The sequence below is a fragment of the Chryseolinea sp. T2 genome, assembly GCF_037203685.1.
In the GTDB taxonomy this organism is placed as follows: domain Bacteria; phylum Bacteroidota; class Bacteroidia; order Cytophagales; family Cyclobacteriaceae; genus Chryseolinea.
In genome coordinates this window covers 1-14,037 of the sequence record NZ_JBBCAU010000013.1, presented here as the reverse complement: position 1 = coordinate 14,037, position 14,037 = coordinate 1, and the positions used below count along the sequence as shown (strand labels likewise).

Sequence of the window (14,037 nt, the reverse complement as noted above, 5' to 3'; positions counted from 1 at the left end):
AGATTACTGTTCGCTCTTACACCATTTCGTTTTTAGCTTCGTCGTTCGCTATATTCGATGGAATTAAAAAGGTTAGCGTAGCAGAAATGGAAATGAAGGGCGTGGCCGTTCTCGGATCGTTCAATATGCTCAACGGTGAAATGGTTTTGCTCGTCAACGTCGGAGTTGACAAACAATTTTAATACAAAAGAGACTGACTATGCAGCGGAGAAATTTTATAAAAATAGCAGGCGCTATCGGAGGCATGATGGCAGCCAATCAGTTCAACGCATTTGGTCAAATGTATCAGTCAACGCCTGCGCCAGCGTGGTACGATAAAACCATGCGATGGGCACAACTCGCTTTTGTTGAAAATGATCCTGGTCAGTGCGACCCTGATTTTTGGCTAAACTATTTTAAACGCATTCACGCCGATGGCGCATTGTTGTCGGCGGGAGGTGTCGTTGCATTTTACCCAACCAATATTCCGCTGCACCATCGCAGCGACTACCTGGGCAATACTGATCTGGTCGGGTATCTCGTAAACGGCTGTCGTAAAATGAATATGTCGATTCTGTTGAGGACAGATCCACACGCTGCCCGACAGGAAGTTTATGATGCCCATCCAGAGTGGATCGCGGTAAGCGTCGATGGAATGAAAAGACGCCATTGGGCCAACCCAGAGCTATGGGTAACCTGTGCGTTAGGTCCTTACAATTTCGATTTTATGACGCGTGTCAACGCCGAAATCATGGATCGCTTTCAACCCGATGGAATTTTTTCTAATCGCTGGAGTGGTCACGGCATTTGTTACTGTGAACATTGCCAAAGCAGCTTCAGAACATTTTCCGGAGGACTTGATCTTCCAAAATCGACGCACAATGCGCTCAGTACAGCTATGCCGGCCGGCGATCTAAATGACTCCGCCTATGTAAAGTACCGCGTGTGGCGGACTGGGCGTTTGAAAGAACTCTGGTTCCTCTGGGATGGAGAGATCAGAAAAAAAAATCCAGCTCGCGATTTATTCCCAATGGCTTTCCCGATAAACTCATCACCGGCAAACAATCCGATTTTTTCATTGCTGATCAACAGGCGAGGAGCTGATACATTCCACCATGGGCAAATGCCAAACATGCGAAAGAACTTCGCGCCACAATGGGTATGAAACCACAAGTGGGTTTGTTCAGTGTCGGCGTCGAAGAATCCTATCGATGGAAAGATTCCGTTCAGACAGACGCCGAGATCGCCGTTTGGGTAGCGGAAGGCATTGCAAATGGATTGCGTCCTGCTTTTGTGAAATTCGGTGCAACGATCTTTGATAAAAGGTGGATGGATGGCGTCGCCGCGCTTTACGGGCGTTGCTACCAAAATGAAAAATATCTCAGGAATACGGCATCCCTGGCAACGGTTGGGCTGGTGTACTCGGAAGCAACGGAGCAAAACTATGGTACCCATAATTGGCAGAAGAACTTTAAAGATCATGCCTATGGAATGTACCATGCTCTGATCGAAGACAGAATGCCTTTTGAAATGGTCAATGACCGACTGCTCGATGCCGAAAACCTCGGTCCTTTCAAGCTACTAATACTTCCTAACATTGCTGCTTTATCGGACGCGCAGTGTGATAAGTTGCGAGCTTTTGTCATGCGCGGAGGAAGCATCGTCGCTACCTATGAAACATCATTGTATGATGAAACGGGTAAACCACGCAGTAACTTTGCACTGAATGATCTTTTTGGTGTTACGTTTGGGAACAAGATAGAGGGGCCGTTGCAGAACAGCTACCTTCGGATCAGGCAGGATGCCGCCGGCAATTTCCATCCACTCACAAAAGGATTGGAAGATTCGTTCCGTATCATCAACACTACCCATCAGGTTCGTGTTACCACGACGTCTGATTTTCCCAGTCCCGTCACTATCATTCCGACCTATCCCGATCTTCCTATGGAAGATGTATACCCCCGGACAAAGGACGCTGACAATACATCACGGGGCGTCTACGCGCGTGAGATTGGCAAGTCCCGTGTGGTCTACTTTCCCGGCGATATCGATCGGGCCTTTTGGCAAATTCTGAGTGACGATCACGGTAAGCTCATTCGAAATGCTGTCCGCTGGGCGCTCAATGATGAGCCCGTCGCGCTCGTATCCGGCACCGGACTAATCGATGTCACGGCATGGGAGCAAGAGAAGTCTATGACTGTGCACTTGGTAAACCTCACCAACCCGATGATGATGAAGGGACCTTTCCGCGAACTGATCCCCGTTGAAGCGACAGTCTCGATCAAAGTATCTTCAACAAAAAAAGTAAAAAGCGTAAAACTGTTGTTCCAGCAACGCGATGCACAGTACAGTACGCAAAACGGAATGGTCTCGCTAGTCGTTCCACGCATCAATGATCATGAAATAATTGCTATCGATTTTGCTTGAGCCATGCCATGATGATAACCTCAGCCTACTCAGATCTCAGGCTGTTCACAGGGTTGGCCAGCGCAGCCTTCACGGCCTGCAGGCTCACCGTTGCAATCGTAATCAAAATAGCGCCGCCCGCCGATAACGCAAAGATCTGCCAGCCGATAGCGGTATGATATTTATACTTATCGATGCTTTCATCAAGAATATACCAGGAAATAGGAATAGCCAGCGCACAGGATATTGTAACCAGGACAATAAACTCGCCGGACAACATCCCCCACAATCCAGCAACCGTCGCACCCAGCACTTTTCTGATACCAATTTCCTTCGTGCGCTGCTCAGCCACATAGGCGGCAAGCCCGAAGAGACCAAGACAGCTAATCAGGATCGCCAAACATGCAAAAGTGCCCGCGAGTTTTCCGATACGCTCTTCCGTCTTAAACTTGGCGGCAAATTCCGTGTCAGCGAAACGTGCGGAGAATGGAATGTCGGGAATTATAGCATTAAAGACCTTCTCGATTTTGGGCAGCGCTTCGACTAATGTGTTGCCCGGCGTGATTCGCACAAGCAGAACGTTCTTATAACCTTTAGTGAAATAAATAGTAGGCTGTACTTCTTCAAACGGCGAGTCCATCAACATGTCTTTAATGACACCTACGATTTTGTAGTCATAGTGGGAATTCCATGCGTTGTTCTCCCAGTGAACCACTTTGCCTACGGGATCTTTGATATTCATATACTTCACTGCAGCTTCGTTTAGCACAAATGCTCCCGTGTCACTCTTGATGTCCCTGGAGAAACCCCGGCCATCAACAAACTTCCAACCTACTGCGCGCCCAAAATCAGATCCGACGTTGAGTGTGGCAAAGCTTGCTTCAAACAAAGGATCTTTTCCTTCCCAGCTAAATCCTCCATTGCCCGACCAGACCGAAGTAACATCTCCTCCCGACTCGGCAACTTCAGAAACAACGCCAGTGCTCAAAAGTTCACTGCGAATGGCATCTGCTTTCTCATCGAAAAAGCGATGGTTTTTGTTGATCATCAGCAATCCTTCGCGATCATACCCAACAGGGCGATCTTTCACAAACATGAGTTGATTGTATATGATACCGGTACTGGCAATCAGAATTACCGAAACCGTAAATTGAACAACCACAAGAACTTTCCGCGGCAGAGAATTGAGCTTACCTGTACGATACGTTTTTCGAAGTATAGATACCGCATTGAACGATGAAAGGTAAAGCGCGGGATAGCTTCCTGCCATCAATCCTGTTACAAACAGGAACGCCAGCGACGCCATCCAGAACAACGGTTTGCCTATTGGCAGCGTCATTTCCTTGCCGGACAACTGATTGAATGCGGGAAGGAACATGTAGTCAATCGCCAGCGCAATAATGAATGCAAGGATTACAACGAGATAGGACTCGCTGAAGAATTGTTTTATGAGTTCTGACCGGACAGACCCAATTGATTTTCTGATCCCTACTTCTTTTGCCCGCTTTTCAGAACGTGCCGTACTCAGATTCATGAAATTAATGCACGCCAGCAGCAGCACGAACACGCCAATTGCTCCAATGAACCAGATGAGTTCAACAGGACCGGCTTCAACTTTTCCCTGGTCGTCAAAGTTTGAACGAAGATGCCAGTCATTCATAGGAATAAGAGAGTTGCGCGCATTGTATTTCATCGACTCTTTCATGTACCCCAGGTTCCGGGTGGCGTTGTATTCCGCAGGCTCGATTTTTGCCGCCGCCTGTTCCAGCGTTAGTCCGTCGCCAACCTGCACGTAAATGGCCAAAAAATGATTTTCCCAGTTCGCGTTGAGCATCCAGGCATTATCCCGCTCATGGGCAGCCCATGGCCCAACGAAATCCAGATCGTGAAACGTCGAGTTGTTTGGAAGGTCTTCGTACACGCCATTGATAGTAACATCACGCGTGCCGTTGAGTTTGATTATTTTTCCTACCGGATCGATATCACCGAACAGAGCGATCGCTGTCGAATTCGATACAATGATCGCATTGATGTCTTTCAGCGCGTCCCGGTTCCCATAGCGCATTTTCAGTGAGAACATATCGATCATGTCCTCTCCCATAAATGTTCCTCTCTTCGTGAGCTTTTTATCAGCGGTGGATAATACCGTTTCACCACCACCCATTTGCGGAACGACGTATTTCAGGTCCGCTCCGTAGGTTGTCTTCAATTCGTTGATCAGTGGATACTGCAGGTAGGTGTTGGTGTAAGTCTTACCTTCCCACTTTAGCTCCTTCTTCACCTGGGCAACACCGGGATAGTTCGCATGGTAATGATTGAAGGTCAATTCATCGGCAACCCAAAGTCCGATCATCATTGCCACAGCGATACCAAGTGCGAGCCCGCCAATGTTGATCACTGAATAGCCTTTGTTCTTTGCCAGGTTTCTCCATCCGATTTTAAAATAACTTTTGTACATGCCGTAAGTGTTAATATGCTGACGTTTTCTTCCTCTCTTAATAATTCCCGAACGGCACAGCAGAACGACATCGATCATGAACCTGACGTCGGCCAGGAATTTTCCTTCTGCTAAGCGCTCCCTGTACAATTCGATCAGATCTCCTTCGATATGATCTCTCATCTGGGGATTACAGTACCATCGAAAAAACTTCAACGGTATGGCTGGTGGCATTCTCTTCTCAGACGGCTTCATCCCTGAAATTTCATTTGAAGGGCGACCTTTGGAATAGCGCTCCACAACTCATTGCGCGTATTCTTCGAGTATTCCATAGCTTTTTTACCCAGGGCGGTGATCTCAAAGTACTTTTTTGGTCGTCCTGCCCGCTCCTCAGTGCCCTCGCCATCGCGCGAGCGCAGGTAGCCTTTGTCTTCCATCCGTTTGAGGGCAGTGTGAAGCGCGCCCATGCTGACCTTGCGTTTCAACCTGGTTTCAATTTCCTTCTTGATGGAGATGCCACAGGCATCATTGTACAGTATTCCCACTGTAAGAATGACGATCTCTTCAAACTCGCCGAGTTGATATTTTTTCACCTGGAATAATTATTTCCTAAATGTAGAAATATAAGAACCGTGCCAGAACCCGCGCACGCGAAATTTGAAGAAAATGAAGGGTCGTGGATCAATCTATCGTTCGACTTTGAACATTAGTGTCCGGGTTGGAACTTACATTAAAGCATGGGCTGCTTCCTCGCCCGTATTGATTGCACCTTCCATAAAACCCTGCCAATCGGCTAAATGCTCGCCTGCGAAATGCGTATGCATAAAATGCTTTCTCAACACTTTCTGAAGGCTGGTCCATTGTCCGGGCCTGTAAACAGCGTAGGCACCTTTGCTGAAGATGTCCTCTCCCCAGTTGTAGTTTACCTGTTTTTCAAATAAGGGAGCAAGAGAATCAAACCCTGCCTGTAAAGACAACTGTACGAGGCTCCACCGTTCATGGTCAGATTGATTGCCAACGACGTCCGCTTTATCGCCAACGGTGTAAGAAGTTAGCGCGCCCTTCTGGGATCGCTGATTTTTGGTGGCATGATAAAAGTAATGCGCCGGCATATCAGTGAGGAGATCAAAATTTTCGTCCTTCCAGAATCGTGTCGAAAAGAGAATTGGATTCTTGTTGATCCTGGCATACTGTAAGGCGTGCATGGCGTCTCTCTTTTCCTCCGGCAACAGCGGCGACCATTCAACCCTTGACATCGCAAAGGTCGGCATGGTACATATGAGCTTATCTGCCTTAAACTGCTGACCATTGCTGCAAAACACCGCTACACCTGAATGATCCTGCACGATTTTGGTGACGGTACAATTGAGTATTATCTTTTCCATGGCAATTCGTTCAGCGATCTTTTTCGCCAGCATGCTATTGCCGCCACGTATCTTAAAATCCATTTCATTTTTTACACTGCTGAGCGCGTATTCGCTTAGCGCGGCGAGAGCTGAAATCTGTCGGATCGTTTCGCCGAAGTCGGTCGTATCGTTCAACTCGTGTATCCTCAGGTCGAACCCGTCGCATCCGTTTTCATTCAGAAAACGCCACCAATCCATCTGGTCCAGCTTATTCTTTTCCGCAACGGACAGGCTGCTGTATCCTTTCTTCAGCTGGTCAAATTTGGTTTTCCATTGTTCGGAATAGCCCCACTCGCCATTTCGGTGATAGCGGTTGGCGTAGATCAGGTGCGTATCCATTTGATTGTTATCGAGCGGCAAACGCATTTCCTCACATAGTTGCCTGATACGTGTATGCGATTCTCCAACCCACTCGGCACCCAGTTCGACAACCAAATTTTCGCGCTCATCCAGCATGTGTGAAAAGACCCTTCCACCAATCCTGTTCCGGCTCTCCAGAACAACGTAGTCGTAACTCTTCTGATGTAACTCATAAGCCGCGGCCAATCCCGAGAAGCCGGCGCCGATGACGATTACCTTCGGCTTTTTCGCGATGGCAAAGGCAGGTTGAGCTGCAAGGGCTGCGGCAGCGAACGCGCTTCGCTGAATGAATTCTCGTCTCTTCATAAAATAGTTCTTACGCTCCAGTTGGGAAGCGTATGCTATAGAAATGGGTGTCGAAAAATCACATCGGCTAGCTCGTCCGTCAATCTGAAGGCACTGTATGAATAGGCTACAGAATTTCCGGGAGCAAAAATCCGGGGGTGGTCTTTGGTCATACAAGATAAGGCAACCAGGTGGTAGTTACGCATGGATGGTCTCATGCTGCATGATTTTCATGTAAATTTAGTCAGGAGACATGCGCGATTGGCACGAAGTGCGAAAAAAGAGTCGCGCTTTCCAGGGCGCGACTCAGTGTCAAATTAGCGACTGGAAAAATGACTACCAGTCTAAGCATTCAAAGCTCATTGGAACTCCCAGAGAACGTGGTGCTGTTGTGTACTTTATATTATGTACACTGCCACCAAAGTACATGTTTAATGAATATTCTTTTAAATCTACATGTTCGTCTGGCCCGTTATCTAGCCGTAAATTCACTCTGCCGTAAGTAATATAACAATCGTTCATTCCGCGATACAATAGGGAGAACCTTTGATTATCGATGCCTTCTACAACCACTCGTTCCTTTTTACATCGTGTAATTTCCCACAATAGCTCCTGCTGGGTCCATTTCATGGCGTCAAAATACAACCATTGTCCTCGCACATCATTTGATAATCCATCCGGATGGATGGGTATTATAATGACACCTTGGGGAATGGAGTCAGTTACAGGAAATACAATTGTGCCTTCTATGCTATTCTTACCAGTGCCCTGTGCTAATGTGCTCACAATGATGCTAGAAAAAAATATTGAAATTATGGTTATCTGCATGGATCATATGGTCGTGGTATAACAGGAAACCAGTACATCATCCGCCATTGAGCAACGTTCAATACTTCAGCGCCAATCTTGGCGGCAGTCCAGGAATCGTACACAGTATTTTTTTCAATGTTCTTAAAAGGGCTAAAACTCGATGTTATGTTAACGGTTTAGGGCATTAAATCGCACCATTTACAGATGCCATATAGTAGTTTATACAGTGTATCAATGTCAGCAGAAAGACTTCACCATTTTCCAGGCGATCAAACTCCCTGGATGTTTCAATATTGAAATCCAAAGTCATTTTACTCCATTTGAAGTCGGTCTTTACCGCAAGTAATTCATTCTCATCGGTGTCCACTAAAACATATTTACTGCTCAAAAGTCCTGCTAGTCGTAACAAGTATTTCCTTTCACCATCGTTGAAATGGATAACTATCCCTTTCCATCCCATTTCAAAATACAAGATTGGCTCGTCGTCCTTTTTCAGCTCGATTTTAGAATTCCAAAATCCTTTTGGCTCAAGTACGTAAACGGATCGATTAGCGAGCGCTATTTCCGCATCGAATGAATACCATTTAGAATACTTCAGGTTACCTGCGACGACGTTGTTCTTAGACAAGCTAAAGTCCCTTGAATTTGTTGAATTGACTACGTAATGTGCCATTATTATAGATTGTGTTCAGGTTCCTATCACGCTTTCCCCGGCCGCCCGTGACGTCTCGCCTTCAGCTAAATAAGCTGCGCAGGATTCAGGGCTAAGAAATCAGTCGCAGGCCGACGGCACAAAATTCAATAACATTCAAAGCATTACCATTTTCTCATTTAAAGGGACTGGATCTTTTTTTTCAAAATCCAATTGTCATGCTCTCCTCGTATTTCAAAGATATCACAAAATACTCCTATGAAACTATTCACAAGAAAAACGACGGTAGCACTCATTGGTGCAGTCGTAATCGGTTCAGGTGCATACCTGATTGCCGCGGATCATATTGATGCCCCGGCCGTAACTGGAAAAGGATCGGATATCACTGATTTCTATGCTTTCCAGAGTCCTGCGAACACGAGCAACATGGTGTTTGTGGTCAATACGCAAGGACTACTTGCTCCTTCAGCTACAGGCGCAGCAACCTTCGATTCCGACGTGATGCTGGAAATCAACATTGACAACTCCTCAACAAAGGACGCCGTCGAAGACCTGGTTATTCAAGTCACATTTGAAAATGGAAAGGTGCAGGTTTATGGACCCGCTGCTCCCGTACAATCCGGCTTGCAAAGCATGCTCGTGTCTGACTCCAAAAAGGTAGAGGCAGCAATTAGTACGTATGGCGCGACGCCAACAATTGGCTCTGAGAACAGCATACAGGTGTTTGCCGGTCCTCGCGATGATCCCTTCTTTTTCGATCTGGATCAATTCAAGAAAATTATTGGCGGCACAGCCACGGGCTTTAATAATCCGGGAACAGACACGTTCAAAGGAACGAATGTGATGGCTGTCGTCATTGAACTTCCGAAATCAAGTTTGGGCAATGGATCAATCAATGCATGGGCAACATCAAACCGCAAGGACTAATCAACTCCAAATTCAGAAAAGATGAAAACAACATTAAAACAATTATCGCTTGTCGCTCTTGGAATCATATTATCGTTATCATCTTGTGATGATAGTGATGATCCGGCAGCAGTTGTTACCTACACGCAGGAAGATCAAATGGCACGTCCTGCCATTAACACGGTATTCGTTGATGCTGCGAACAAAGACAGATTCAATACCACAATCCCTTCTCTGCAGGGCGCCGACTTCGCAGCCAGCTTCAATGCCAGATTGCTTGCACTCAATCCCGGGTACACCACCAACCTGCTCGGCCTTAGCTCAACGGCATTTACCAACGTACTGGCTACCGATGTATTAACGGTTAGTCTTTCAGGACCAACGACATTCTATGATGGAACGAACGTGCTTACCGGTCGTGCATTAGCCGACGACGTGATCACAGTAGAACTTATCCTGCTCTTTGGCGGCCCTGATGCAATGTCGAATCCAACGTTAACGGACGACCACGTAGATGCTAACGATCATGCCTTTCTTGGCACCTTCCCTTATTTGGCCGACGCGAATTAACAAGCAGAGACCCGGGAGACTCAGTCTCCGGGTCTATCCTTATCAAATACTAAAATAACATGAAGTACCTCCGCTCCCTTCTCATCTTCTCCTTTGGCATAAGCTCGCTTACAGGGTGTTCGCACAAGGATGAAAAAATAATAAGACCTGAAGACTATGCAGTTTATCTCAACCGGGATAACGATAAGTCATGGGCAACGTGTAATGAAGAACTCAGATTCTGGAGAACCAAATTATCAGAAGTACCTGAAAGCGAGACCTACCGCGCAAAAGTAGCAGGACTGCTTTCATCCCGTTTTATGCTAAATGGCAGAATTGAGGATATTCATTCATCGGATAGTTTATACAATCTGATCATCGCCAACACACAGCAAAAGTATGCCTCCCTTCATCGCGCATTAGCTGGAAATGCCATAACTCAACATCAATTCCGGAAAGCAAAAAAAGAAATCGAAACCGCTCTGGAAATAGGTGAAGGAAAGGCGTCTTCCCTCTTTATGCTTGTTGACGTCAACATGGAGTTGGGAGACTATGCTGCAGCACGAATGACCATGAAGGAATTCAGGAATAAGAATTTCCATCCTTACATCATTCGCCAGGCAAAGCTCGAAGATCATGAAGGCCGGCTGGATAGCGCCATCGTCATGATGGAGACAGCGCTTGACAAGGTGAAAGATAACCCGACGCTGACTTTGTGGACGAGATCAAATTTAGCGGACATGTACGGACATGCCGGCAGAATAGAAGAAGCATATGCCAACTACCTCGCCGTTTTAAAACAAAACCCCGACTATTACTACGCATTGAAAGGAATAGCCTGGATCGCTTTTTCTCACGACCACAACTACGCCGAGGCGAAACACATTGTACATGCCATCCGATTAAAAAGAGCAACACCCGACATGCACTTGCTCCTCGCGGAGATCGCAGATTGTGAAAACGATCAACCAGAAAAAGAAAAGCAATTAAGCCTTTTTGTAAAAGAAGCAGCTGATCCCAAATACGGAGACATGTATAACAAATACTTAGCGCGCGTCGAAGCTGAAGAACTATCAAACGCAAAACGCGCCATTGAAATTGCTCACAAGGAAATCGAAAATCGACCCACACCTCAGTCGTACGACCTGCTGGCATGGGGTCATATGCAGAATGGGAATATGGAAGAAGCGCTGGCCATTGCTCAGCAACACATTGAAGGAAAAACATACGAACCGGACGCCTTCTATCACCTGGGTGTGATCTATAGTGCAAATGGAAACAAAGGCCAGGCGCGGCGCTATTTTGAAGAAGCCGCACAAAGTGCGTTTGAACTAGGGCCGAAAATCGCAAGTCAGATTGAAAAACAATTGAACTAATTTGATCTCACTTGCCTGCCTTAACATTTATTGATGGAAAGTTTTCATCAGCACACACGCGAATATAAAAGGCCCCGGATTCTTTGACAACCTGAGACTCAATTGTGATCACGCTGAAACTGGGAGATTAGTTTCAACCGCTAACAAACAATACTCATTTTAACTAGCATAGAAAAGCTATCCTTCTAATTTTGCGCGCTTGCTGTCCTTTCATGAAATTCAACCTTCTTTTCTCGATTCTTGTCCTAACCACACGGCTTGGGATATGCCAGACTGGAAGCCTTGCCGGAACGATTACTGATGCATCGAAAACACCGGTTCACGGCGCAACTTTAATTTTGTTAGAGTCCTCAAAGAATACATCGACAAATGAATTGGGTTTTTATCAATTTGTTAACATTAAACCGGGTACCTATACCATCGAAATCTCCTATGTAGGATTTCAAAGTGTAAAAGGGATCATACAAGTACGGCCCGGAGATCAATTGACACAGAATTTTGAGCTTCAGGAATCTGATGTGCAATTAGATGAGGTGGTAGTGACTGCGCCTACAGCCAACGATCAGCAACTGATAACCGCAGTCGACGTCAATCTCCGTCCTATAAATAATTCGCAAGAGATACTGCGTATGGTACCCGGCTTGTTTATTGGACAACATGCTGGTGGTGGCAAGGCGGAGCAAATTTTCCTGAGAGGGTTCGATCTCGATCACGGCACTGATATTAAAATCTCAGTTGATGGTATGCCTGTTAACATGGTGTCGCACGCACATGGTCAGGGGTACGCGGATCTTCACTTTGTAATTCCAGAATTAATACAAGGTGTAGATTTTAAGAAAGGGCCATATCGTTCGGATAAGGGTAATCAAACTACCGCCGGGTGGATAGACTTTCGCATACGAAATACGCTTGATCAAAATCTTGTCAAGTTTGAGGTTGGACAATTTGATACGTATCGACTCGCGGGTGCAATAAATTTATTGAGCAAATCGCTGAGAGTTAAGAATCAGTCTGCTTACATCGCTTCAGAATATAGCTATTCAAATTCCTATTTTGATAATCCACAACATTTCAAGCGGCTTAACCTGATCGGAAAGTACAACGGCAAAATCTCCCACAACACTAGCCTTACATTTACTGCAAGTACGTTCTGGAGCAAATGGAATCATTCAGGGCAGATACCTGATCGAGCCGTAGCATCCGGTTCAATTGGCTGGTTTGGATCGATCGATCCGACAGAAGGTGGCGAGACGGGGCGCACCAATATTAATACTCAATTTGTAACATTGGACAAGAAGAACAATGTGATAAAGAATCAGCTCTACTATACCAATTATGATTTCCAGTTGTACTCCAATTTTACATTCTTTCTTCATGACTCGATTAATGGCGATCAGATCAGGCAAAAAGAAAGGAGACACCTGTTTGGGTATAATGGGAGCTTTACTAATCAGGGTACGCTGTTCGGTAAAGAACTCGTATCCACCTATGGCATAAACTATCGTCAGGATCTTACCCGACACACGGAGTTGTCCCATACTGTTAATCGGAACACTACTCTTGAACGTAACAAATTCGGAAACATAAATGAAGCTAACCTTGGATTTTATATTGATGAACTAATAGAGCTAAGTGATCATCTTAGCGTTAATGCGGGCCTTCGACTGGATTACTTTAGTAATCAATACGAAGATCTGATACAAATCCCAGCGACAACGCTCAAAGCCAGTGCACACATTGTATCCCCTAAACTTAATTTCTACTACACTTTAAATTCCGGAACGCAATTTTATTTTAATACCGGGAAGAGTTTTCATTCCAACGACACAAGAGTTGTTATTGCCGAAGGAGGCAAACAGATACTTCCTGCAGCTTATGGCTCCGATTTGGGAATAATATTTAAGCCTGTTCAGAATATGTTGGTGAACGCGTCGGCCTGGTATCTCTGGCTTGCTCAGGAGTTCGTGTACGTGGGAGATGAAGGTATCGTTGAACCAAGTGGAAAAACCAGAAGGCAGGGAATTGATGTATCTATCCGTTATCAAATAGCCAAATCACTATATGCAGATGTAGACTTCAATACGACCAGACCACGAGCGATTGGTGAGCCATCGGGTGCCAACTATTTGCCATTGGCACCTGTATTGACAACAACTGGTGGACTGACTTACTCGGGAGCAAAAGGTTTTAGTGGAAGTTTACGTTATCGGTACATGGCTGATCGCCCGGCTAATGAAGACAATACCGTTGTAGCAAAAGGATATTTTATTCTGGATGCTCAACTTAACTATGCTTTGAAGAAGTCAACATTCGGTATTTCTATTCAAAATGTACTGAATAGAAAATGGAAAGAAACTCAGTTTGATACTGAAAGCCGTCTAAAGAATGAGATTCAACCTGTTGAAGAAATTCATTTCACTCCAGGCACACCATTCTTTGCTAAAGCAAGCTGGACTTTCTTTTTTTAGCGATCAGATCGATTGACTTAACACTTGCCAATCCAGACCAAATCATCACCTGACAGCTTTTGTTTTTTTCCACTTTTTATAAGATGACTTGTCATCCCAAAACCATTTTTCATATTTAAGCCATCCATCCGGGGATGGTGTTACACTCGCTAACAAAGGTTCCTTTCCATTGATCTTGTTCAGGGATCTGTTGTTTTACTGAAGGTGATTGATACAGCCCGGTCTTGTTGAGAGAGAGTGATGAAATCTGTCGCACGTTACGGGCATCGAGTATCAGGAATTCGTCTTCACTAGCGGACCAGAACCTGGCTGATCCTCCTGAATGTGGCCGGGAATTTTGACAGTTTGTAAATATAGTTTGGCTCGATGAATTTTGTTTCGTTGAACCAAAACGGAAGCAGGC

Annotated in this window: 9 protein-coding genes and 1 pseudogene; 5 read left to right on the top strand and 5 right to left on the bottom strand. The window is 45.6% G+C overall.

Features of this window, described 5'->3' with window-relative positions; genetic code table 11:
* Nucleotides 1-199: 199 nt before the first annotated feature.
* Both WBG78_RS29075 and WBG78_RS29070 read left to right on the top strand, forming a co-directional pair.
* Nucleotides 200-1,144 carry a hypothetical protein gene (locus tag WBG78_RS29075; protein ID WP_337330053.1) on the top strand — a complete coding sequence of 315 codons (945 nt, stop codon included), beginning with the start codon at nucleotides 200-202 and terminating at the stop codon, nucleotides 1,142-1,144.
* On the top strand, nucleotides 1,141-2,406 hold the full coding sequence (locus tag WBG78_RS29070) for a beta-galactosidase trimerization domain-containing protein (protein WP_337330052.1): 1,266 nt from the start codon (nucleotides 1,141-1,143) through the stop codon (nucleotides 2,404-2,406). The genes WBG78_RS29075 and WBG78_RS29070 overlap by 4 nt, the downstream gene beginning before the upstream one ends.
* Before the next feature lie 25 nt (nucleotides 2,407-2,431).
* On the opposite strand, the gene WBG78_RS29065 is transcribed toward WBG78_RS29070, so the two are convergent.
* The 5 genes from WBG78_RS29065 to WBG78_RS29045 all read right to left on the bottom strand — a co-directional run bounded on the left by WBG78_RS29065 (nucleotide 2,432) and on the right by WBG78_RS29045 (nucleotide 8,356).
* Nucleotides 2,432-5,077 carry an ABC transporter permease gene (locus tag WBG78_RS29065; RefSeq protein ID WP_337330051.1) on the bottom strand — a complete coding sequence of 882 codons (2,646 nt, stop codon included), beginning with the start codon at nucleotides 5,075-5,077 and terminating at the stop codon, nucleotides 2,432-2,434.
* Nucleotides 5,074-5,415, bottom strand: a complete 342-nt coding sequence (locus tag WBG78_RS29060) for a PadR family transcriptional regulator (RefSeq protein ID WP_337330050.1) — start codon at nucleotides 5,413-5,415, stop codon at nucleotides 5,074-5,076. The genes WBG78_RS29065 and WBG78_RS29060 overlap by 4 nt, the downstream gene beginning before the upstream one ends.
* 132 nt (nucleotides 5,416-5,547) lie before the next feature.
* Complete coding sequence (locus WBG78_RS29055; protein WP_337330049.1) at nucleotides 5,548-6,894, bottom strand: flavin monoamine oxidase family protein; 1,347 nt, start codon at nucleotides 6,892-6,894, stop codon at nucleotides 5,548-5,550.
* Between the two features lie 315 nt (nucleotides 6,895-7,209).
* Nucleotides 7,210-7,701 (bottom strand): hypothetical protein, encoded by a 492-nt coding sequence (locus tag WBG78_RS29050; protein WP_337330048.1) that lies wholly within the window; start codon nucleotides 7,699-7,701, stop codon nucleotides 7,210-7,212.
* Between the two features lie 166 nt (nucleotides 7,702-7,867).
* A complete protein-coding gene (locus tag WBG78_RS29045) occupies nucleotides 7,868-8,356 on the bottom strand; it encodes a hypothetical protein (RefSeq protein ID WP_337330047.1) in 489 nt (162 codons plus the stop codon).
* Nucleotides 8,357-8,593: 237 nt separating this feature from the next.
* Here WBG78_RS29045 and WBG78_RS29040 point away from each other — a divergent pair.
* From WBG78_RS29040 to WBG78_RS29030, 3 genes and pseudogenes are all read left to right on the top strand, one after another.
* Nucleotides 8,594-9,811 (top strand): annotated as a pseudogene (locus WBG78_RS29040) (DUF4331 family protein).
* A gap of 59 nt (nucleotides 9,812-9,870) precedes the next feature.
* Complete coding sequence (locus WBG78_RS29035) at nucleotides 9,871-11,166, top strand: tetratricopeptide repeat protein (RefSeq protein WP_337330046.1); 1,296 nt, start codon at nucleotides 9,871-9,873, stop codon at nucleotides 11,164-11,166.
* A gap of 212 nt (nucleotides 11,167-11,378) precedes the next feature.
* Nucleotides 11,379-13,634 carry a TonB-dependent receptor gene (locus tag WBG78_RS29030; protein ID WP_337330045.1) on the top strand — a complete coding sequence of 752 codons (2,256 nt, stop codon included), beginning with the start codon at nucleotides 11,379-11,381 and terminating at the stop codon, nucleotides 13,632-13,634.
* Nucleotides 13,635-14,037 lie beyond the last annotated feature (403 nt).

Excerpts from the sequence above, each read along its gene's own strand:
- WBG78_RS29075 (WP_337330053.1), top strand. The coding sequence starts at position 200 with ATGCAGCGGAGAAATTTTATAAAAATAGCAGGCGCTATCGGAGGCATG.
- WBG78_RS29070 (WP_337330052.1), top strand. The coding sequence starts at position 1,141 with ATGAAACCACAAGTGGGTTTGTTCAGTGTCGGCGTCGAAGAATCCTAT.
- WBG78_RS29065 (WP_337330051.1), bottom strand. The coding sequence starts at position 5,077 with ATGAAGCCGTCTGAGAAGAGAATGCCACCAGCCATACCGTTGAAGTTT.
- WBG78_RS29055 (WP_337330049.1), bottom strand. The coding sequence starts at position 6,894 with ATGAAGAGACGAGAATTCATTCAGCGAAGCGCGTTCGCTGCCGCAGCC.
- WBG78_RS29050 (WP_337330048.1), bottom strand. The coding sequence starts at position 7,701 with ATGCAGATAACCATAATTTCAATATTTTTTTCTAGCATCATTGTGAGC.
- WBG78_RS29045 (WP_337330047.1), bottom strand. The coding sequence starts at position 8,356 with ATGGCACATTACGTAGTCAATTCAACAAATTCAAGGGACTTTAGCTTG.
- WBG78_RS29035 (WP_337330046.1), top strand. The coding sequence starts at position 9,871 with ATGAAGTACCTCCGCTCCCTTCTCATCTTCTCCTTTGGCATAAGCTCG.
- WBG78_RS29030 (WP_337330045.1), top strand. The coding sequence starts at position 11,379 with ATGAAATTCAACCTTCTTTTCTCGATTCTTGTCCTAACCACACGGCTT.